This is a genomic window from Methanobrevibacter sp., assembly GCF_045636185.1.
In the GTDB taxonomy this organism is placed as follows: Archaea; Methanobacteriota; Methanobacteria; order Methanobacteriales; family Methanobacteriaceae; genus Methanocatella.
On the sequence record NZ_JAZTXC010000163.1, the window covers coordinates 1 to 21,378 of the forward strand.

General features: G+C 32.7%; 26 protein-coding genes. 16 read left to right on the forward strand and 10 right to left on the reverse strand.

Features of this window, described 5'->3' with window-relative positions; all coding sequences use genetic code 11:
- The 6 genes from nrdD to ACKI3Q_RS09125 form a co-directional block, all read left to right on the forward strand.
- A partial coding sequence (gene nrdD, locus ACKI3Q_RS09100; RefSeq protein ID WP_407416277.1) for an anaerobic ribonucleoside-triphosphate reductase occupies positions 1-1,656 on the forward strand: 1,656 nt, incomplete at its 5' end.
- A 235-nt stretch (positions 1,657-1,891) separates the two neighbouring features.
- Complete coding sequence (locus ACKI3Q_RS09105; RefSeq protein ID WP_407416278.1) at positions 1,892-2,182, forward strand: 50S ribosomal protein L21e; 291 nt, start codon at positions 1,892-1,894, stop codon at positions 2,180-2,182.
- 5 nt (positions 2,183-2,187) lie between these two features.
- Entirely contained in the window at positions 2,188-2,532 is a 345-nt protein-coding gene (locus ACKI3Q_RS09110) for an RNA polymerase Rpb4 family protein (RefSeq protein ID WP_407416279.1), read from the forward strand.
- Between the two features lie 109 nt (positions 2,533-2,641).
- Positions 2,642-3,277 carry a DUF655 domain-containing protein gene (locus ACKI3Q_RS09115; protein ID WP_407416280.1) on the forward strand — a complete coding sequence of 212 codons (636 nt, stop codon included), beginning with the start codon at positions 2,642-2,644 and terminating at the stop codon, positions 3,275-3,277.
- Between the two features lie 10 nt (positions 3,278-3,287).
- Positions 3,288-4,160, forward strand: a complete 873-nt coding sequence (rsmA, locus tag ACKI3Q_RS09120) for a 16S rRNA (adenine(1518)-N(6)/adenine(1519)-N(6))-dimethyltransferase RsmA (RefSeq protein WP_407416281.1) — start codon at positions 3,288-3,290, stop codon at positions 4,158-4,160.
- Positions 4,153-4,743 (forward strand): HemK2/MTQ2 family protein methyltransferase, encoded by a 591-nt coding sequence (locus ACKI3Q_RS09125; RefSeq protein WP_407416282.1) that lies wholly within the window; start codon positions 4,153-4,155, stop codon positions 4,741-4,743. The genes rsmA and ACKI3Q_RS09125 overlap by 8 nt, the downstream gene beginning before the upstream one ends.
- Positions 4,744-4,760: 17 nt before the next feature.
- Here ACKI3Q_RS09125 and dapF read toward each other — a convergent pair whose 3' ends face one another.
- Both dapF and lysA read right to left on the reverse strand, forming a co-directional pair.
- Positions 4,761-5,621, reverse strand: a complete 861-nt coding sequence (gene dapF / locus ACKI3Q_RS09130; RefSeq protein WP_407416283.1) for a diaminopimelate epimerase — start codon at positions 5,619-5,621, stop codon at positions 4,761-4,763.
- A gap of 8 nt (positions 5,622-5,629) precedes the next feature.
- A complete protein-coding gene (gene lysA, locus ACKI3Q_RS09135; protein ID WP_407416284.1) occupies positions 5,630-6,913 on the reverse strand; it encodes a diaminopimelate decarboxylase in 1,284 nt (427 codons plus the stop codon).
- Positions 6,914-7,042: 129 nt separating this feature from the next.
- Between lysA and ACKI3Q_RS09140 the strand changes: the two genes are divergently transcribed.
- Entirely contained in the window at positions 7,043-7,447 is a 405-nt protein-coding gene (locus ACKI3Q_RS09140; protein ID WP_407416285.1) for an NUDIX hydrolase, read from the forward strand.
- On the opposite strand, the gene ACKI3Q_RS09145 is transcribed toward ACKI3Q_RS09140, so the two are convergent.
- The gene (locus ACKI3Q_RS09145) at positions 7,444-8,604 is read right to left on the reverse strand and encodes an acetylornithine transaminase (RefSeq protein ID WP_407416286.1); all 1,161 of its coding nucleotides are present in this window, start codon (positions 8,602-8,604) and stop codon (positions 7,444-7,446) included. The genes ACKI3Q_RS09140 and ACKI3Q_RS09145 overlap by 4 nt on opposite strands.
- Before the next feature lie 79 nt (positions 8,605-8,683).
- Here ACKI3Q_RS09145 and ACKI3Q_RS09150 point away from each other — a divergent pair, with 79 nt between their 5' ends.
- Complete coding sequence (locus ACKI3Q_RS09150) at positions 8,684-9,115, forward strand: peptidylprolyl isomerase (RefSeq protein WP_407416287.1); 432 nt, start codon at positions 8,684-8,686, stop codon at positions 9,113-9,115.
- A gap of 29 nt (positions 9,116-9,144) precedes the next feature.
- On the opposite strand, the gene ACKI3Q_RS09155 is transcribed toward ACKI3Q_RS09150, so the two are convergent.
- From ACKI3Q_RS09155 to ACKI3Q_RS09170, 4 genes are read right to left on the reverse strand one after another with little or no spacing between them, the layout of a single operon-like run.
- Positions 9,145-10,512 carry an MFS transporter gene (locus tag ACKI3Q_RS09155; protein ID WP_407416288.1) on the reverse strand — a complete coding sequence of 456 codons (1,368 nt, stop codon included), beginning with the start codon at positions 10,510-10,512 and terminating at the stop codon, positions 9,145-9,147.
- A 23-nt stretch (positions 10,513-10,535) separates the two neighbouring features.
- Positions 10,536-11,438 (reverse strand): DNA glycosylase, encoded by a 903-nt coding sequence (locus ACKI3Q_RS09160; RefSeq protein WP_407416289.1) that lies wholly within the window; start codon positions 11,436-11,438, stop codon positions 10,536-10,538.
- Positions 11,435-12,259, reverse strand: a complete 825-nt coding sequence (hisF, locus tag ACKI3Q_RS09165) for an imidazole glycerol phosphate synthase subunit HisF (RefSeq protein ID WP_407416290.1) — start codon at positions 12,257-12,259, stop codon at positions 11,435-11,437. Before hisF ends, ACKI3Q_RS09160 begins: the two co-directional genes overlap by 4 nt.
- A 48-nt stretch (positions 12,260-12,307) precedes the next feature.
- A complete protein-coding gene (locus tag ACKI3Q_RS09170) occupies positions 12,308-12,469 on the reverse strand; it encodes a preprotein translocase subunit Sec61beta (RefSeq protein ID WP_058740179.1) in 162 nt (53 codons plus the stop codon).
- Between the two features lie 318 nt (positions 12,470-12,787).
- Between ACKI3Q_RS09170 and ACKI3Q_RS09175 the strand changes: the two genes are divergently transcribed.
- Genes ACKI3Q_RS09175 through ACKI3Q_RS09185 form a run of 3 tightly spaced genes read left to right on the forward strand, consistent with a single transcriptional unit; the run spans position 12,788 to position 15,211 of the window.
- Entirely contained in the window at positions 12,788-13,657 is an 870-nt protein-coding gene (locus tag ACKI3Q_RS09175) for an ABC transporter substrate-binding protein (protein WP_407416291.1), read from the forward strand.
- Between the two features lie 33 nt (positions 13,658-13,690).
- Positions 13,691-14,443, forward strand: coding sequence for an ABC transporter permease (locus ACKI3Q_RS09180; RefSeq protein WP_407416292.1), 753 nt, complete (start codon positions 13,691-13,693; stop codon positions 14,441-14,443).
- Between the two features lie 9 nt (positions 14,444-14,452).
- The gene (locus ACKI3Q_RS09185) at positions 14,453-15,211 is read left to right on the forward strand and encodes an ABC transporter ATP-binding protein (protein ID WP_407416293.1); all 759 of its coding nucleotides are present in this window, start codon (positions 14,453-14,455) and stop codon (positions 15,209-15,211) included.
- Positions 15,212-15,289: 78 nt separating this feature from the next.
- Here the strand turns inward: ACKI3Q_RS09185 and moaC are convergent, their stop codons facing one another.
- From moaC to ACKI3Q_RS09200, 3 genes are read right to left on the reverse strand one after another with little or no spacing between them, the layout of a single operon-like run.
- Positions 15,290-15,757 carry a cyclic pyranopterin monophosphate synthase MoaC gene (gene moaC / locus ACKI3Q_RS09190; protein WP_407416294.1) on the reverse strand — a complete coding sequence of 156 codons (468 nt, stop codon included), beginning with the start codon at positions 15,755-15,757 and terminating at the stop codon, positions 15,290-15,292.
- Positions 15,758-15,768: 11 nt separating this feature from the next.
- Positions 15,769-16,962, reverse strand: coding sequence for a tRNA pseudouridine(54/55) synthase Pus10 (locus tag ACKI3Q_RS09195; protein ID WP_407416295.1), 1,194 nt, complete (start codon positions 16,960-16,962; stop codon positions 15,769-15,771).
- Positions 16,963-16,970: 8 nt separating this feature from the next.
- Positions 16,971-18,311 carry a signal recognition particle protein Srp54 gene (locus ACKI3Q_RS09200; protein WP_407416296.1) on the reverse strand — a complete coding sequence of 447 codons (1,341 nt, stop codon included), beginning with the start codon at positions 18,309-18,311 and terminating at the stop codon, positions 16,971-16,973.
- Positions 18,312-18,393: 82 nt separating this feature from the next.
- Here ACKI3Q_RS09200 and hpt point away from each other — a divergent pair, with 82 nt between their 5' ends.
- The 5 genes from hpt to ACKI3Q_RS09225 all read left to right on the forward strand — a co-directional run bounded on the left by hpt (position 18,394) and on the right by ACKI3Q_RS09225 (position 21,348).
- Positions 18,394-18,963, forward strand: a complete 570-nt coding sequence (gene hpt, locus ACKI3Q_RS09205) for a hypoxanthine/guanine phosphoribosyltransferase (RefSeq protein WP_407416297.1) — start codon at positions 18,394-18,396, stop codon at positions 18,961-18,963.
- A 1-nt stretch (position 18,964) separates the two neighbouring features.
- A complete protein-coding gene (dph2, locus tag ACKI3Q_RS09210) occupies positions 18,965-19,963 on the forward strand; it encodes a diphthamide biosynthesis enzyme Dph2 (RefSeq protein ID WP_407416298.1) in 999 nt (332 codons plus the stop codon).
- 75 nt (positions 19,964-20,038) lie between these two features.
- Positions 20,039-20,614: an exosome complex RNA-binding protein Csl4 gene (locus ACKI3Q_RS09215; RefSeq protein WP_407416299.1), complete on the forward strand. Its 576-nt coding sequence runs from the start codon at positions 20,039-20,041 to the stop codon at positions 20,612-20,614.
- Between the two features lie 10 nt (positions 20,615-20,624).
- A complete protein-coding gene (locus ACKI3Q_RS09220) occupies positions 20,625-20,900 on the forward strand; it encodes a DNA-directed RNA polymerase subunit L (RefSeq protein WP_407416300.1) in 276 nt (91 codons plus the stop codon).
- Positions 20,901-20,931: 31 nt separating this feature from the next.
- Positions 20,932-21,348, forward strand: coding sequence for an NUDIX domain-containing protein (locus ACKI3Q_RS09225; RefSeq protein ID WP_407416301.1), 417 nt, complete (start codon positions 20,932-20,934; stop codon positions 21,346-21,348).
- The last annotated feature ends 30 nt before the right edge of the window (positions 21,349-21,378 follow it).

The window sequence follows — 21,378 nt, forward strand, 5'->3', positions numbered from 1 at the left end:
TTAGCTGATGCACACATGTCCGGTGACATTCACATTCACGATTTAGAATTCTTCGCAGGCAGACCTTTAAACTGTATGCAACATGATATCAGAACATTCATCAAATACGGCCTTAAGGTAGACGGTACCGGTGACCACACATCTATTGCAGGTGCACCAAACCACATGGAAACTTTAATGAACCACACTGGTGAAATCATGCTTGCAGCACAACAAAACATGTCTGGAGGACAAGGAATGTCCCTTTGGAATGTATTTGTAGCTCCATTCGCAAGAGGAAGAAGCTATGATGAAATCAAACAGTCAGTTCAAATGCTTATTTACAACCTAAACATGGCTTATGCTGCTCGTGGATCACAAGTTCCATTTACCAGTATGGCATTGGAATTCGGAGTTCCTGACTTCTTAAAAGATGAAACTGCATACGGACCAAAAGGTCAAGTGGTTGGAACTTATGCAGATTTCGAAGAAGAAACCAGATTAATCCAAAGAGCATTCACTGAAACTTTACTTGAAGGAGATAATGAAGGGAAACCTCATTTATTCCCAAATACCATTTACACATTACGTGAAGAAACTATGGGTAGCGAATATGAAGAAGATATTCGTTTAGTTCACGAATTATCCGCAAAATACGGTTCATCATACTTTGTTAACATGTTAGCTGATTACAGAGGAGATATGGCTAACTATATGGGTTGTAGAACCTGTTTACAAGACAACTGGACCGGAGACTGGGATCAAGATTGTTTAAGAACAGGTAACCTCGCATATGTAACCTTAAACCTCCCAAGAATCGGATATCAATCTCGTGATGAATCCCAAGTATTCGAATACTTAGATGAATACATGGACTTAGCTACCGAAACCTTAATGCTTAGAAGAGAACAAGGTTTAAAATGTTTGAATGACTTCCACATTTTACCATTCTTAAAACAACAAGTAGCTGAAGATTCCTACTACAGAATCCAAAACTCGACTTTATCCTTTGGTTTCGTAGGACTTAATGAAATGTTATTATCCTTATTCGGAGCAGGTATTGAAAACCCAGATGCAAATAAATTTGGTATCAAATGTCTCGAATACATCAATGAAAGAGCAAACAAATTAAAAGAAGAAACTGGACTCAGATGGTCTGTTTTACAAACTCCTGCAGAATCCACTGCATACAGATTTGCAACTCTTGACAAAAAACAATTCGGAGACCAAGCTATTGTACAAGGTGATGGAAATGCTAACTACTACACCAACTCATCTCATGTGCCAGTAGACACCAATGCATCATTAATTGAAAAAATTAAAATTGAAGAACAATACCACCCATTAACCCCTGGTGGACACATCTTCCATGCATTCATGGGCGAATCATACTCCGATCCTGATTCATTAATGAGCTTAACCAACAAAATTGCAAGAAAATCCGATATTGGTTTCTGGGCTTACAGTTCAGCTTTAAGTTTCTGTTTAAAATGTAAAACTTTAATGAAAGGATTAAACCACACTTGCCCAACTTGTGGTGAAAGTGAAGATGTAGAATGGTATGACAGAATTACTGGATACGTACAACAAGTAGGTCGTGCAAAATCTGCATCTGGTGGTTGGAACCCAGGTAAACGTCAAGAATTAATTGACAGAAGAAGATTTGAAGATAACTAAATTTAGTTATCTTTCACACCATTTTTTTACATATCTTTTCATCACCTAATAATATACTAAAAAAACTAAAAGTATATTAATATCTTTAAATATAAATTATACTATTATCATATCACTGATGATAATTTATTTTCACACTCTATGTTACTAGTATTTATGGGCTTTTTTGATACTAGGTAGCTGATAACATAGACTTAATTAATACCCAGTGCATTAATAAATCGAGGTAATAAAAATGCAAAGATCAAGAGGATTTAAAAGCAGATCAAGAAAAAAATTAACTAAAGTTGAAAGAAAAGGAAGAACTAATCCTATTACTAACAGATTCCAAAAATTCGAAGAAGGAGACTTAGTTCACATTATTATTAATCCAAGTATCCAAAAAGGTCAACCACATTCAAGATTCCATGGTAAAACCGGAACAATCACCGGAACTAAAGGTAAAGCTTATTTAGTAGCTTTAAAAGAAGGAAACAAACCAAAAGAATTAATTGTTAGACCTGACCACTTAAAATTACAAAACTGATTTAAATGATTGGTAAAAACGTCATTAAAAAAGAAGAAATCTCAGGAGTTGAAGTAAAAGAAACTCTTGAAGAATTTTCTCAAAATTATGAATTAAACTATGAGCAAAATGTAACTTTAAATCATCTTGCCAGATTTCCAAGATTTTCCCTTGAAGATTCACAAGAAATTATGGAAAAGCTTGAAAATGATATTGGTTTAAGGCACAAAGTTGCAGTGCACATTGTAGATTTAATTCCACAAGACTTATCTGATTTAAGATTAATCTTCGCAAAAGAACCTACACAAGTAACTAAAGAAGAAATGGATAAAATTCTTGAAATCTTAGATCAGTATTACCCTGAAGAATAGTTGATTCTATTCTTTTTATAACTTTTTTTAACCAACTTTTTTTAGATATATTTATTACTATAAAACATTAAATTTAATAATAGTATTTTTAAATAGTGAAGTGATAATTATGGATAAAAGAAATAATAAACGAAAAAACCCCCCTCAAAAAACCGAAGACAATGCAGTTATACTGGATTATCTTAGTTTAGGATATGTACAGTCTGATATGTCTAAGTTTAAAGGAAAAGCTATTGCTCAAGCTATTGGTACTGATTACTTCACTTTACTAGAATTAGCTCCTAAAAAAGGAGTAGATTTAGAAATTCAAGACACTGTCTACATTGGAAAAGGAAAAAGAGACAAGATTTATAGAGTCCTTGGAAAATTAGACTTTGAAAATTTAACCGCAACAAGTAGAATAGAACTTGAATATGCAATTAAAGATATTGTCATATCAAGAGAAGATGAATTCGTTGACTTCTTCAACACTGCGGGTCCTGTTAACACTAGATTACATAAACTAGAGTTAATTCCTGGAATTGGTAAAAAATACATGTGGGAAATTATCGAAGAGCGTAAGAAATGTGAATTTGAAAGCTTTGAAGATATAAGTAATAGAGTTCCTGCTTTATCTGACCCTGTTGGAATGATTGTTAACCGTGTAAAACAAGAATTAGATACAACAACAGTTAAAAAAGGAAAACAAAAATATTACCTATTTACCCCTATTCCTAGAAGTCCTCAAAACAGGAATAAAAGATAAAAGTGATAACTTGAATGGTGAAGGTAACGAATCCTTATCTAAAGCAACAAAATCTATTCTAGCCAAATACGGAATACGATTAAATAAAAATCTTGGACAAAATTATTTAATTGATAAAAATAAACGTAACCAAATAATTGATTTTGGAGACCTATCAAAAGAGGATATTGTTTTAGAGATTGGTGCTGGAATCGGTACACTTACAATAGAATTAGCTAAAAGAGCTAAGAAAGTAATAGCTATAGAACAAGATTCAAATATTTGTGAAATATTGAATCAACGTTTAAACGAGGAAAAAATTGATAATGTAGAACTTATTAACGAGGATGCATTGAAAATTGAATTTCCAGAATTCAATAAAATAGTATCTAATCTACCTTATCAAATATCATCACCCATTACATTTAAATTTTTAGATTATGATTTTGATTTAGCCGTTTTAATGTATCAAAAGGAATTTGGAGAGAGAATGAACGGCGAAGTTGGAAGTAAGAATTATTCAAGACTTTCAGCAATGCTTTATTTTAAATGCGACGTTGAGACATTGACTGATGTTAGCTGCGAAAGCTTTATCCCAAAGCCTAAAGTTGATTCAGTTGTTATGAGCCTGACACCTAAAGAATCTAAGCTGAATCCAGATGATTTTAAAATTTATTCCAAATTTTGTAAAGCATTATTCCAACATAGAAATAAAAAGATTAGAAATGCCCTGATTGACTCAAGACATGTCGTTAGTAATTTGGATAAAAAAGAAATTAAAAAAAGGCTTAATGATATTTCAGATGAGAAGTTAAATGATTATTTGACAAAAAGAGTTATTGCACTGAATCCTGAAGAAATCTTATTTGTTTCTAAAGAACTTAACCCACTTTTTAATGATTAATATGAATTTTATAATTAATACGCATGAAAATGTTTATGTTCCTGCTGAAGACAGCTACTTACTGGCTGAAAATCTAGAGATAGAGAGCGGTAAAAGTGTTTTAGAAATCGGTACAGGCAGCGGAATTGTCGCAATGTATGCATCGAAATTAACTGATGAAGTTACTGCCACCGACATTAATTTTGATGCTATTCAATTAGCTGAATCAAATTTTAAAGCCAATAACATTGACAACATTGAATTGCTATTTGGAAATTTGTTTGAGCCTGTGAAAGATAGGAAGTTTGATGTAATTTTATTTAATACCCCATATCTGCCTACCGAAGAAGGAGAAGTTATTGATGATAATTTAAATTATGCATTTGATGGCGGATTAAATGGAAGAAAAGTTATTGACCTTTTTTTAAATGAAGTGAAAAATCATTTAAATGATGGTGGAATTGTACAGATAATTCAATCCTCACTTTCGGATAATGATGAAACCCTAAACATGCTTGATGAGCTCGGTTTCATAGCAGAAATTGCAAAAAAAGAACACTATTTTTTTGAAGATATAGTATTGATAAATGGATATCTAATATAATTAAGAAAGGAGAATAATTAAAATTCTCCATCAAAAACAAGTTTTGCAGGACCTTCCATGAAAGCCCCTAATTCATCATTTTCCTCATAGATTGTGAAGTTCAAGTCTCCACCAGGCAAATGAAGAAGAACATTTTCATCAAATAGTCCTAATTTAAAACCAGAAATAGCTGTTGAAGTTGCACCGGTACCGCATGCAAGAGTAACACCTGCGCCACGTTCCCAAGTAATCATCTTACCTTCATTTTTACTTATAACTTCAACAAAGTGCACATTAATCTTTTCAGGGAAAACTTCGTGAGCTTCAATAGCCGGACCATACTTATTAATGTCAATGGAATCCACATCATCGACAAAAATTATTGCATGAGGATTACCTACACTAATGGCAGTTACATTGAATGTGGTGTCCAATACTTCAAGTTCGCCATCAATGAATTCATCCTTATCGCTAGTCATTGGTATTTTAGGAGTTTTAAAGGTTGATGTACCCATATTTACTTTAAATAAAACAGGTTCATCATTTTCTAATGTTATATCTATAGTTTTGATTCCAGCTCTTGTCTCAACAGTCATCTTTTCCTGTTTTAAGATACCTTTTCTGTAGACAAAATCACCAAAGCATCTGATACCATTACCACACATTTCGGCTTCGCTTCCATCTGGATTAAACATTCTGTATCCGATATCCGCAACATCAGACGGCACTACAAATAATACACCGTCTCCACCAACACCAAAGTTTCTGTGGCATAACATTCTACATGCTTCAGCCTTATCACTTTCAGGAATTACTTCCCCTTTTGATTCATCGATAATCGGGAAGTCATTTCCTATACCGTGCATTTTAGAAAATTTTAATCCTTTTAAATCGACCATATTATCACTTATTTTAAATGATCAGGAATAATTTGTTTTGTGTATAAATCTTCAAAGGATTGTCTTTCACGTACAACTTGACATTTACCGTCAGTTACAAGAATTTCTGAAGATAATGGTCTTGAGTTGTAGTTTGAAGACATGGTGAAACCATATGCACCTGCATTCATTATTCCTAAGATGTCACCTTCCTCAACATCAGGCATTGGTCTGTCACGTGCAAATAAGTCTCCAGATTCACAGACGTTACCTGCAATATCCACTTCCTGAGTGATAGGGGCATCCATTTTACTTGCATCAACGATATGGTGATATGATTCATACATTGCCGGTCTTAGGAGTGTGTGGAAACCTGCATCTACACCGATGAATTTCCTGTAGCTTTGTTTTACACTGTTAACTGTTACGAGTAAAACAGTAGAATCCCCGACAAGGTATCTTCCAGGTTCCAAATACATAGTAGGTGAACCCATATCATACTGTTCTAATTTTTCTTTAAATAATCCAATATTGACTTCAGCAAATTTATCCAAGTCAACAATGTTTTCTTCTGGAGTGTATGGAATACCAATACCTCCACCGAAGTCAATAAATTCAAAGTCAATTCCTGTATCCTCATGGACTTTTCCTGCAATATCCATAGTTGATTCTACAGCTAATTTAAATGGTTCTGGGTCTAGGATACCTGAACCGATGTGTGAATGCATACCAATTGGATTGAAACCTAAGTCTTTTGCTTGTTGATAAACTTCACTAGCTTCATTATCCATTATACCAAATTTACTCATTACTCCACCGGTAATACAATGGTCGTGGTGTCCTGCACCAACCATAGGATTAACCCTAAATGAAATTTTAACTCCTTCCGGATCAATTACTTTGGCTAACCTTTTAAGTGCTGAGACAGAATCTATGTTTAAAACAGCACCTTCATCATGGACAAATTTTAATTCTTCATTTGTAATGTTATTACCAGTGAAAAGGATTCTTTGACCATCAAATCCTAATTTTTTAGCAGTGTAAACTTCTCCTGGAGAAACAGCATCAATACAGCAGCCTTCACTTTCCAAAATTTTCATTACTGCAAGATTGGTATTAGCTTTACATGCATAAAATACTTTAAAATCAGGATAATATTTTGAAAATGCACTATAAAATCTATTATAATTGTCTCTTATTCTATTTTCATCAATAACATATGTTGGAGTTCCAAATTCCTCTGCAATATCTATTGCATCAGCTCCACCAATGTCCAAGTGGTTTTTTTCGTTTACTTTAATATTTAAATCCATAATATAAACTCCTAAAAAAGTTTTATTATAAATATAGTTATGTATTGAATAATATTTATAATTAGTGAAGGAAATCCATTTGCCAATACTTTTTAATAGACAGTTAAATAATATAACTTAGGTGAAATAATGGAAAAGCCATACGGACTAACAATGAGAAGTGTCATCAAAAATGAAGAAGACAAAATTTTAGTACTCAGAAGACATCCCAAATCAAAAACTCAACCACACAAATGGGAATTGCCTGGTGGAAAAATAGAAAAAGGGGAATTTTTTGATGAAGCATTGGTTCGTGAAGTTAAAGAGGAAACTAACTTGAATGTGAAAGTTGGAGACTTTTGCGAAGCGGTACAGGATGATTATCCGCACAAAAGAACCGTGCAATTAATAATGTATTCAAAAGAGATTACAGGCGAAGTTGAAATAAGTGATGAGCATGATGACTGGAAATGGGCCGGCATTGATGAAATAAAATCGCTTGATATAACTTCATCACTTGAAAAAATAATTAAAAAAAAGAATGGAAAACTTTAGAGTGTTTCATCTAAAGCTTTTACAAATTCATCAACTTCTTCTTTTGTAATAATCAATGGAGGTACAAATCTCAATACTTTGTCAGCAGTACAGTTGATTAAAAATCCTTTTTCGCGGAGTTTATCAACATATTCTGCACCAGGTTTTGTTAATTCCAAACCAACCATCAATCCTTTACCTCTGACCTCAGCAATGATTTCTTTATCCAATTTTTTAAGTTCTTCAACAAAGTAATCACCGACTTCATTAACATTATCCAAAATGTTTTCAGCCATGATTTCATCTAAAACTGCATTGGCAGCAGCACAGACTAATGGTCCTCCACCGAAAGTGGTTCCATGATCTCCAGGTACAAATGCACTGGCCACTTTTTCAGTTGCAAGGATTCCACCCATAGGAACTCCTCCACCTATTCCTTTAGCCATTGTCATTATATCTGGTTTTACATCAAATAATTCGTGAGCAAACAAGGTTCCGCATCTTCCAAAACCTGTCTGTACTTCATCTACAATAAATACGATATCATTTTCCTTACAGATTTTTTCAATTTCTTTTAAATATCCGATATCTGGAATGTTTACTCCACCTTCCCCTTGAATAGGTTCAACAATAATAGCTGCAGTATTTTCTGTAATTGCCTCTTTAATGGCATCGACATCATTATATGGAACATTGATAAATCCTTTTGGTAAAATTGCTTTAAATGGTTCATGATAATGTTCATGACCTGTTGCTGCAAGAGTCATTACTGTTCTTCCGTGGAAAGATTCAATTGTTGATATCACTTCACTTTTTCCTGTGTATTTTACAGCTAATTTAATAGCTCCCTCATTAGCTTCAGCACCACTATTTGCATAAAATATTCTGTCAAAGCTAGTTAATTCAATTAGTTTTTTAGCATAGATTAATGCAGGTTCATTATAGTAAATGCTTGAAATGTGAATAAGTTTTTCTGCTTGATCCTGAATAGCCTTTACAAGTTTTGGATGATTGTGTCCTAAAGCATTGACTGCAATACCTGCAAACATGTCGATATATTCATTTCCATCAATATCTGTAACTTTAACACCTTCACCATGGTCCAAAACAATTGGCTGTCGTGTGAAAGTATTAATAAAATACTCATCTTCAATCTTAATCAGTTCTTGAGTGTTCATAATATTACTCCACAAACTATTTTATCAAGTAATAATTATATTAATAATGATATTTATATATTAATAAAAAGGTGATTAAATGAAAGTCGCAATAATTGAAACTGATAAAGGAGTAATCGAATTAGAATTATTCCCTAATGAAGCTCCAGGTACTGTAGCTAACTTCGAAAAATTAGCTAATGAAGGATTTTATGATGGATTAACCTTCCACAGAGTAATACCAGACTTTGTAATCCAAGGAGGTTGTCCTAATGGAAACGGAACCGGTGGACCAGGTTACACTATCAAATGTGAAACTGAAGGAAACCCACACAAGCATGGTACCGGTGCATTATCCATGGCACATGCCGGTAAAGACACTGGTGGAAGCCAATTCTTTATTACCCATTCCCCACAACCTCACTTAGATGGAGTGCACACTGTATTTGGCCAAGTAATCAAAGGCCAAGATGTAGTCAATGCAATCCAGCAAGGGGACAAAATGAACAAAGTTTATATCGAAGAAAGATAGTTAATTAACTATCTTCATATTTTCTATTTTTAAATTGCATCATTTGATTTCATGCCAACCAATGAAGCGAATACAGATGCTATGCATAACACCACACAAATAAGACAGGTTATTTGGCAACTGCTTATTAATAGTGGATAGTACTGCTCGACAATAGGAACATTTCCCATCACAAAAGCAAATACCAATGTCAATATACCCATACTCATTGCCTGACCTACAGTACGCATTGTTGATACGGCTGCTGATGCAACTGAGGTGTCTTTTGGAGGAACTGAACTCATTATAACATTTGTATTTGGCGGAGAGAATAATCCAAATCCGACACCATAGATTATCATTGATACAATTAAAAATTCAATAGGAGTTTGACTATTTAAAAATGAGAATAAAAGAAGTGAAATAGTACCTAATCCCATACCAATAGCTGCTAAAATTTGTGGAACATACTTATCCGATAGTCGTCCGGCTATTGGGGCAAGAACAACCTGACATAATGGTGCAACAAGAAGAATCATACCTGCAGATTGTGAATCAAATCCCTTAATATACTGTAAATGATAATTTAAAATCGTTGTTACGGCAAAAGTAGCTAGGTATGCAGATAACGAAGCAAAATTAGATGATGAAAATTTGCGGTTTTTGAAAAATCTCACATCAAATACCGGATGGTCCTGTTTTAGCTCTATAAATGCAAATACAATTAAGATTATTATGCCCAAAATTGTAAATATAACTCCTAAAGATGTATTTAGTATTGTAAATCCATACATGAACAATACCATACCAATTGCATAGGATAGAGATCCTTTAATATCAAGAGGAATATTTTCAAATGTAATCCATTCATCATCGATTTTAGTTAAAAGCAGAGCCAATATTACGAATAAAAAAGGAACACCAAATAAAACTACTGATCTCCAGCCCAAATGGTAATTAATGATTCCACCAAGAACCGGTGATAAGGACAAACCAATGTAGACCCCAGTAATATTAATTCCCAAGGCCTTTCCCCGCTCTTCCGGTTTAAATGCAGATACCACCATTGCCATAGAAGTAACATTGATGAAAGATAATGAAATTCCCAGTATAAAACGAGAGGCCAAAAATTGCTCCTGAGAAGTTACCAACACATTGACAATAGAAATTATAATAAAAAGAATAATGCTTAGAATTGTGACTTTTTTAAGACCATATTTACCTGAAATTTGGCCTGCCGGAACCGACATTACTGCCACGACCAATAAAAAGATAATCGTAATCCAATTTTGAACAATATTGCTCATATGAAATTCACTGGCTATTGTCGGGATGACAACCATAACTGCATTAACTGCAAAAACTGTGAAAAATGACAATACCGTACAAATTAAGAGGATTAAATTTTTCTTTTCCATTGAAGTAAACTATATAAAAAAAATTATTTTAATCTTTCCATCAGCCCTGATTTGCGGGCATAATGAAACATGTATAACTGGACATAACCTGCATAGTCGCCGAACTCATCCATTCCAAATTCACGAACCTTTTCTACTTTAATATCTTTTCCATCAAAGTATAGATATGAAACAATGCGTTTAATCCATACATCACTTGGAAAAGCCTGCCTAAATCCAAAACCATAAAGCAATATGCAGTCAGCAACCTTTGGACCTACACCAGGCACTTTTAAAATAGTTTCAAATGCTTCATCATATGACATTTTTGAAATATCCGAAAGGTTCATTTCAAGTGTAAACATCTCACTTGCTTTTCTCATGTATGGTGCCCTGTAACCCACACCACAGGATTTTAAATTATTGTTTTCAACAGAACCTGTTTTTGAAAGTTCTTCATCTTCATCCAAAAATATATCATTAAATATTTTAGTGTCGGGAAATGAATAATAATTATTGAAATTGGATCCCCACTTCATTTTCACATCATCGATAGACTTTGTCCAGCGCTTGATTGAATTGTTAGCAGAACAGATTGATGATATTATGCATTCAAATGGGTCTTTTGCTTGAAACAGTCTTAAACCACTGCAGAACTTAGACATGTCCTTAAGTTCATCATAGCTATCTAGATATCTATAGAACTTATTTAAATCAAAGTCCAAATCATAAATTTCACTGACTTTTGAAATAGCCTGATTTTCACTTACATTTCCAGTGTATGAAAAGTCAATATTTTCACCGGATTGTTTAACATTAAAAATAGAAGGATTGCCGTCAATACAAACTAAATCACTATAAGAATCGTTGATTTTTTTCCATGGCGGCTGTGAAGTCTGACCGGAAATTTGAGTCAGTTCTAAATCAATCGGAGCTTTAATAATCATAAACGAACAGCCACATTATGCTTTTTAAGGTATTCCTTTACCTCTCCAATGGAATACTGATTGAAATGGAAAATACTTGCTGCAAGAGCTGCACTAACGTCAGTTTTTTCAAAAACATCCAAAATATCTTTTGGCTCACCGACACCGCCACTTGCAATAACCGGAATATCAACAGCATCATTAATGGCCTTATTTAATTCAATGTCATAACCTGCCTGTGTTCCATCACCATCCATACTGGTCAAAAGGATTTCGCCGGCACCGCGATTCTGACATTCACAAGCCCAAGCTATTGCATCTATGCCTGTGAACTCACGTCCTCCGTAAATGCTGCAGTCAAACCAACAATAGCCTTTGTCAGTTTCAATGACTATTTTATCCTTTGCATCATCCGGATGGTCAACATATCTTCTTTTTGCATCAATTCCAATTACAACAGCCTGGGAACCAACTACTTTAGAAGCTTCTGTTAATAAACTAGGATTTTTAATAGCTGCAGTGTTAGTTGAACATTTATCTGCTCCCGCTTTCAACATTTTAATATAATCATCAACTTTTCTTATTCCTCCACCTACACAAATCGGCATGAATACATTTTCAGTTAATCTATCGATTACATCAGCCATTGTAGCACGTCTTTCATGAGAAGCTGTAATATCCAATACAACCACTTCATCAGCACCTTCTTCATAATAACGAGTTGCGAGTTCTACTGGATTACCGGCATATTTAATTTCTTTAAATTCAACACCTTTAACAACACGTCCTTCAGGAACCTGTAAATCACAATCTAGACAAGGAATAATTCTTTTAGTTAACATAATATCAAATAGAAAAAAAGTAGTTATTGTTTTTAAAAAACAATAATATTAAGCTGAATATCTTAAAACAAAACAAAATATTGCTAAAATGACAGTTAAAACAACTACATGCTCTGGAGAAAGTTTTGGTCCAACACTTTCTTCATCAAAGTACCTTACTAAACCTGCACCGGTTTGAGGCATACTAATCTTATTATCTTTTTTTGCCATAATATCTCCTTTCAATTAATTTATTAAAATAACTGTTACTAATTATTTTCTTCATAGTATATAATATTATTGAAAATGAATTTCATATTAACATTTTGTTAATTAAATATAATTTTAATCCATTATATTCTATAAAAAAAATTAAAATAAATTATTTATTGGACATAATTCTAAATATATAATTAATTATCATTATTTCTAAAATAAATGATAATTAGATTATTTTAGGAGTTAAATATTATGTCAAAAAATAGAAAAATTATTGGACTGACTATAGTGATAGTAGTTTTTTTACTAATTATTTTTACACTATATGGTATGTCTAATGAAAATACAGATACTGTTAAGATTGGGTATTTGCCTACCGATCATGATGCGGAATTATTTGTCGCAAATGCTACGGGAATGTATAAAGATGCAGGAATTGAAGTGGAATTATATGAGTATAACAATGGCGGAGATATGATGAGTGCAATGGCTAGTGGTGATTTAGATGTTGGATATGCTGGAATAACCCCAGTAATATATTCCATATCTAAAGAAGTACCTGTAAAAATTGTTGCAGGAGCTCAAAATGAGGGAAGCGGCTTGCTTTCCCATAGTTCGTCAATCAAGTCAGTCACTGATTTAAAAGGTAAGATTGTGGCTACACCAGGTGAATCATCAATACAAAGTGTATTATTAAAATATGAATTAAAGAAAAACGGACTAAATTTTTCTGATATTGAAAGTCCCAGTATGAAGGTTTCTTCAATGAATGATGCATTAAGAACTAAAAGTATTGATGGAATGTTAACATATGAACCTTATGTTACAATTTCAAAAGAAATCAATAATCAAACTTTGGTGGAAAACTCTTCAGATATTTTACCGAATCATCCATGCTGTGTCGTAGTTATGAATGAAAAATTTTTATCAGAACATTCTGACAAAGCCCATAAAATTTTAGATATTCATAAAAAAGCAACAGAGAAAATAAAGGAAAATCCTGAAGGAATAGAAAAATATTTGCCACCACATATTGTTCCTAATCATGAAATTGAAAAAGAAAGTTTAAATCATATTAAATGGGTAAGTGATTTGAATGACACTTATAAGGAAAATGTGAATAATTTCTTAAAAATTGAACAAGATTTGGGAATAATAAATGAAACAATATCCTCAGACAAGTTATTTGCAAAAATTTAAATAAAATCTAAAGTTTACTAAAGGGGCATTAATATGAAAAATTTCAGAAACGAATATAAAAAAGAGACAATAATATTGCCTATTATTTTGATAATAATTTGGTATCTGATTTGTGATGTATTTAATCTAATTCCAAATTATATGTTTCCCGGACCAACGGACGTCGTAAATTCATTTGTCAAATTAGTTGTTTCAGGAAAACTTTTTAAAGATATCTTTGAAACACTTTATAAAGTATTGTTTGGTATGTTGCTAGCATCAGTGGTTGGTATAACATTTGGAATAATATTGGGTTGGTCTGAACGATTAGAAATGTTATGTAAATTAGTTATTAGTATTTTAAGACCTATTCCACCAATTGCATGGATTCCTTTTTCAATAATGTGGTTTGGTATTGGAATAGGGCCTGCAGTATTCATAATTTTTATGGGATGTGTTTTTCCAATACTAATTTCAACAATTGATGGAGTACATAGAACAGATCCTGTTTTAATAGAAGCGGCACAAACATTTGGAGCATCAAATTCACAGATGTTAACTGAAGTAATCCTACCATCAAGTTTACCATATATTGTATCCGGACTTAAAGTAGCAATAGGTATTGCTTTAATGTGTACAATTTCCGGTGAGATGATTGGATCCAGTTCTGGTATAGGATATATGATTTTAACATCTACGAACCTATTTGATACAGGTTCAACAGTGGTTGGAATGTTAGTAATTGGTGTAATCGGTATAATTTTTGATTATATTTTTACAAAGATACAGGAAAGAATATTCTGGTAAGGTGATAATATGACATTTGAAATAGAAAATGTATCAAAAACTTTTGTATCAAACGATGATGGAGAAGAAGTACTTGCATTAAAGGATATTAACCTTACTATTGAAACAGGAGAATTTGTATCCCTTGTAGGTCCATCAGGTTGTGGAAAAACAACTTTGTTACGTATAATAGAAGGGTTTGAAAATCCTACAGGAGGTACTATTAAAGATGATGGAGAAATAGTAACAAAACCTTCCAACGAAAGAGGTTTTATATTCCAGAACTATTCTCTCTATCCTTGGTTAAATGTCATTGATAATGTAATTTTTGGATTAGGTATCAATGGAAAACCTGAAAAAGAAAGTAAGAAACGTGCAATGGAATATCTTGAGAGTGTTGGACTAGAAGATTTTGCAAAAAGATATCCTCATGAATTATCTGGAGGTATGAAACAAAGGGTTGCAATAATTAGGTCATTAATTAATGATTCTAAAAGTATATTGATGGATGAAACGTTTAGTGCATTAGATATACAGACAAAACACAAACTGCAAAATCAAATTCATAAAATTTGTAAAGAACAAAATAAGACAATTATTTTCGTTACACACGATATTGATGAAGCAGTATTTCTATCAGATAAAATTGTCGTCCTTTCCAGAAGACCTGGAACCATCAAGAAAATTTTTGAAATTAAACTAGAGCATCCAAGAAATAGGGAGGACCAAGAATTTAAAAATCTGGTATCTGAAATTATTCAAGAAATTGGAGAATTGGAAGAGGATTGATTTCATCTTATGAGTCTGTCCATTGAACTACCACGGCTTACAAAAGTCGTGGTGTTCTTATGCCATTGAAATAAAAAATTATATCTTTTCTTTTTTAAGAACTTTAATTTCACTTATTCTTGTATCTGGATATTGACCATCTTCATCCTTTTCAACAGCCTTTACCATATCCCATATTGTCAAAAGGCCAACACTAACACCAGTAATAGCTTCCATTTCAACACCAGTTTTGCCTAATGTATTAACTGCACAGGTGCAGGTAATATAAGTGGGATTAACATCAAAATCCATTTCAATTCCAGTTAAACTTAATGGATGGCATAGCGGTATGATTGATGAAGTATTTTTAACGGCCTGAATTCCTGCAATTTGAGCTGTTGTTAAAACATTACCTTTTTTGATTTCTTCACCCTGAATCATTTTAATTGTTTTTTCATCAAGAAATATTTTTCCTGATGCAATTGCTCTTCTCTTTTGATCAGGTTTTGCGCCAACTTCAACCATGTGTACTCCACTGTCTGTTAAATGTGTAAATTCTTCACCCATATTATCGCCTTTTATTTATCACTTACTTCAATAACGTCTAATTGTTTGCAAAATGCTTTAACACCTAATTTATCTGCTACATTAGGCTGTGATCTTCCTTCATCACCTGAAATTAATTCTTTAATATATAATCCACCTTCTGTTTTTATAGTCATCTCAAAATGAGTATCGTCTATTACTTCACAAGACAAATCCAGGACATGCTTTATACGTACTTTATCGGCACGTCTGTGGGAAACTCTGATTGGAGTTTGCTGATGAATTTCACCTAAATCAGACAAAATAGTTAATTTATCTTTATCATAAGGCTCTTCACACTCAACCAATGCTTTATAAACTTTATATGCATCAGGAGATGATACCTTTATTTCGGCTTTTCTATTTCTATAGGTGAATTTTAAATCATGATATTGAGTTTTTCCCTTATTGATTTCATTGATTTCTTTTTCCAATTTATTTAAATCGATTTTTCTGATTTTAGGTTCTTTTATTTCAAGCACAAATGGCCTGCCCGAACCCAACATCAATACATCGATGTCTTCTCTTCCCGCACCGTGGAATTTAGCTTCATATCCATTAGTAGCCTTTAATATATGCTCGGAAATTAACTCTTCTACTGAACATGGATACTGTTTTCCTGTAAAATTACATTCTTCACATCCTCTACCCTTACATTTTCTGCAAGGCCATTTTGTTTGAGGAATTCCACGGATAAGCTTATTGTATTTGCCTTCAATGAAAATTGGATTGATTTGAACACGAACATTTGGATTTTTTATTAAATTAACATTGACAATGATATCCTGCTTTTCAAAATTAACTTCTTTGGATAATTCTTTCTCCAATCTTTTTCCAATAATTCTATTAATTTCCTTTTTAATAGGTTCAACATCGAGATTTAATTCTTTTATAAATTCATCATCTCTTTGTTTGATTTCCTTATCAATACGAGACCCTACAACAAATGAATCAAATTCGACTTTAAGAAAATCTAATTTATTATGGATTTTATCGAAAAGCTCATCATCGATTTTATCAAATATATTTCCACAAATTATGCATTCATCATATCTTAAATCCAAATTTAAAGATTCTGCTCTTGAAACATTATCTTCGCCGTCAATAGTTTTTGACAGCATTCTTCCGAGACAATGTCTACATATCTTGCCGTCTGTTTTTTCTAGGATTTCATCTAATAATTGCATGTTAATCTTTATTTCATAAATTGACCCATCATACGGTTCATTGCGCCGCCACCTAAACGACCACCACGTTTTCCTAATCCTTTCATGGTCTTTTTAGTGTTGTTATAATATTTCAATAGGTCTTTAACATCGGATTCATCTACACCTGCTCCGCGGGCAATTCTTTGAATTCTGGAATGTTTTATGATTTTTGGGTTTTGCATTTCTTCTTTTGTCATTGATGACATCATTACTTTATATGATTCAATCTTCTCTTCAGTCATTTTAGAAGCTTCTTTTGGAATTTTATTTCCCATACCCGGAATCATATTTAACACCTGCTGCATAGGTCCCATCTTATTCATCATTTCAAACTGATTTTTCATGTCTTCAAGGGTGAATTTACCTTTTAGCATGTTATTCATGGTTTGCTCAGCAACATCCTCATCAATTTCCTCTTCGGCCTTTTCGATTAAACTCTTAATATCACCCATACCAAGCAGTCTGGAAATGAACCTTTCAGGGTCGAATAATTCAAAGTCATCGATTCTTTCACCAGTACCGATGAATTTAATTGGAGCACCGGTTTCTGCTACCGCAGACAATGCCCCCCCACCTTTTGCTGAACCGTCTAATTTTGTAATAATGATTGATCCAATATCTGTCGCCTGTGAGAAAGCTTTTGCCTGTTCACCAGCTTGCTGACCAATTGTTCCATCAATGACTAGAATAGCTTCGCTCGGATTAATGATATTATCTAACTGATCCATTTCCGCAATTAGATCTGCTTCTTCCTTATGTCTACCTGCTGTATCGAAAATAATTACTTTACGATTTTTAAATTCTTTTAACCCTTTTTCAGCCAAATCAAGTGCATCTTTATTATTTGGATCCCCATATAAAGGAACATCCATTTCTTCAGTTAATTGTCTTAATTGTTCATAAGCAGCTGGTCTCCATGTATCAGTACAGACAACAGCAGGATTGAATCCTTTTTTCTGTAAATATCTGCATAATTTACCAATCGTGGTTGTTTTACCACTACCCTGAAGACCAAGGAATAAAATCTTATATGGTCTTTCGTTAATATCCAGGGTTGCGGCTTCGCTGCCTAAAAGATTTACCATTTCTTCATAAATAATTGTTATAACATGCTCTCTTGGAGTAATACCTTTTGGAGGTTCCTCTTCAAGAGCCCTGCTTTCTATTTTTTTAGATAAATCTAAAACTAAAGCGATATTAACATCAGATTGAATTAATGCACGTTGAATATCTTTAACAACTTCTTTTATTGTTTTTTTATCAATAACTGACATTCCCACTAATTTTTTCATTGTATTAGTGAGGTTTTCACCTAAATTTCCAAGCATATTATCACTTTAAAATAAAATTTATTAATCTATTAGAATATATTTATATTTATATTATGTTTTAAAATTTTTGTGTGAAACTATGTTAGAAGAAGTGAAAAAATCTTTGGAAGAATCACCTATTGTGAAAAAAGGAGAATATAATTATTTCGTTAATCCAATAAGTGATGGGGTCCCAGCAATGGACCCGAAAATTTTACGTGAATTATCAAGAATTGTTTATAAACATGCAGATTTAGACATTGATAAAATTGTGGCAGTAGAAGCTATGGGAATTCATTTAGCAACAGCTTTATCCCTTGCAACCGACATACCATTTGTTGTAATCCGTAAAAGAGAATATGGACTTGAAGGTGAAAAACAAGTATACCAAAAAACCGGATACGGATCTTCAAATCTTTTTATCAATGATTTGCATGCCGGTGAAAGAATCCTGCTTATTGATGATGTTGTAAGTACTGGGGGAACATTAATAGCTCTTTTAAATACATTAAAAGATATGGAATTAGACATAAAATCTGCTGTAGCCATAATTGAAAAAGGTGAAGGTAAAAAACTTGTTGAAAAGGAAACCGGAATCGATATATTGACAATTATTAAACTTGATGTTATTGACGGAAAAGTAGTTATTGAAAAAACAATTGAAGATTAAAATGTCATTATATAATATGGATTTAGATAAAGTAATCCGTAAAATTAATTCTAAAAATGTGAAAAATGTCGGCCTTCAATTTCCGGAAGGCCTTAAAATGCAGGCTATAAACATTGCACATTCAATTGAAGAGGAATGTGATGTTAATGTTATTATATCAGGAGACCCATGTTTCGGAGCATGTGATGTAAGCGATTATAAAATGAAAGATTCCGTTGATTTAATCATTCATTTTGGCCATACTCCTCTCCCCATAAGATATGAGATTCCAACCCTATTCATAGAAGCCTTTGCTAATGTTGATGTAAAAAAAGATTTGAAAAAATGTCTTGAAAGTTTAAAAGGTTACAATAGAGTGGCTTTAGTTACAACAACACAACATCTGCATTTATTGAATGAAATGAAAGATTTTCTTGAGGATAATGGTAAGGAAGTTGTTCTTGGTTCATCCAAAAGTACTCGAAAGGGACAGGTTTTGGGATGTAACTTTTCTTCTATCAAAAATTTAGATGCTGATGTTTATTTGTTCATTGGAAGCGGTAATTTCCACCCATTAGGAATTTATCTATTTACTAAATCTCCAGTTTATGCCCTTGATCCCTACAACAATGAACTGAGGGAAATGACAGACTATGCAGACAGAATATTAAGAATTCGCTTTGCAAGAATTACAAAAGCGCGCGAAGCAAAAAAATGGGGAATTGTTGTATCTTCAAAAGAAGGTCAGTACAGACTTGAACTGGCAAAGGAAATAAAAAAGCTGCTTAAAGACAGCGGGATGGAAGGGTATATAATAATGTTGGATAATGTAAACCCTGATGTTTTATTACCTTATTTTGATTTAGATGCATTTATTGTAACAGCTTGTCCAAGAATAGCTATTGATGATTCCCAAATGTATAAAAAACCATTGATAACTCCACAAGAGCTGGAAATTGTATTGGACAAAAGGCAATGGGACGACTACCAGTTAGACGAAATACTTTTCAGACGAAGATAGTATACTTAAATATAAATATTAATATTAATAAAATTAGTATATTAATGAAATTTTTTCTTAATTTGGTGATTTAATATGGGCGAAGATAAAGAACAAATTGTAATGCCTGGCGAAAAATTAGGCATAATAGAACAATATGTACCTGGAGAAGGTACTTATGATGACGATGGAGAAATTAAATCATCAGTACTAGGAAACGTTAAAATTAATCAAAAAAAGAGAGTAATCTCAGTTGATTCAAAATTTGGTAAACCTGCTCTTTTGAAAAAAGGAGATATTGTATATGGTCAAATAACTGACCTTAAACCTCAAAGAGCAAATATTAACATTGACTGTATTAAAGATAATCCTAGACCTTTAGCATTGCCTTATATGGGTGCAATACACATATCTCAAGCTAAAAAAGATTATTTGGAAAAATTAAGTGATGCATTTAGAATAGGGGATATTGTACAAGCTAAAGTAGTTAAAATAACTGGAGATAACGTTGATTTAAGTACTGTAGATAAAGATTGTGGTGTATTGAAAGCCATGTGTACTCGTTGTAGAGATTATATGCACACCACCAATAAGAAAAACGAAGTACAATGTAATACATGCAATAAGAAAGAAAAACGTAAAGTTTCAATAAACTATGTAAATGAATTATAAGGTAGATAATATGAATAATATCAAAGTTCTTAATCAAACTCCAACAGAAATAGAGTTTGAAATTGAAGATGAAAGTCATGGTGTATGTAATGCACTCAGACATATTTTAATGCAAGATGAAGATGTTGAATATGCAGTTTACAACATTGACCACCCTCTTACTGGAAAACCAATAATGACCATTAAAACCACTGGTGCAGACCCAAAAGCTGCATTGAAAAAAGCTGCTGAACAACTTAAATCTGACAGTGAATCATTTAAACAACTTATTGAAGAAAACTTATAACTTCAATAACTTATTTTTTTTATGTGATAAAATGGGAAACTATAAAACTCCCAGTTTAACAGTAGACATTTTTATTTTTGATGAAAATCAGAATTTTATTTTAATAAAACGTAAGAATAATCCATATAAGGGTTACTGGGCTTTACCAGGCGGATTTGTAGATTATGGCGAATGTGTAGAACATGCAGCCATAAGAGAAGCTTTAGAGGAAACCAGCATTAATGTGAAATTAGATAAGCTTATTGGAGTATATTCTGCCCCTTCAAGAGATCCAAGAGGCCATACCGTTAGTATAGCATATAGTGCCAAAGGAAATATGGAAGAAATGAAAGCTGACGATGATGCATCAGATATAAACATTTTTACAAAAAAGGATTTAGAAAAAATTAGCCTTGCTTTTGACCATGAACAAATTATCAATGACTGTTTTAATGCCAAATTTAAATAAAAAAAGTATATATTTAAATAATTTAAAATG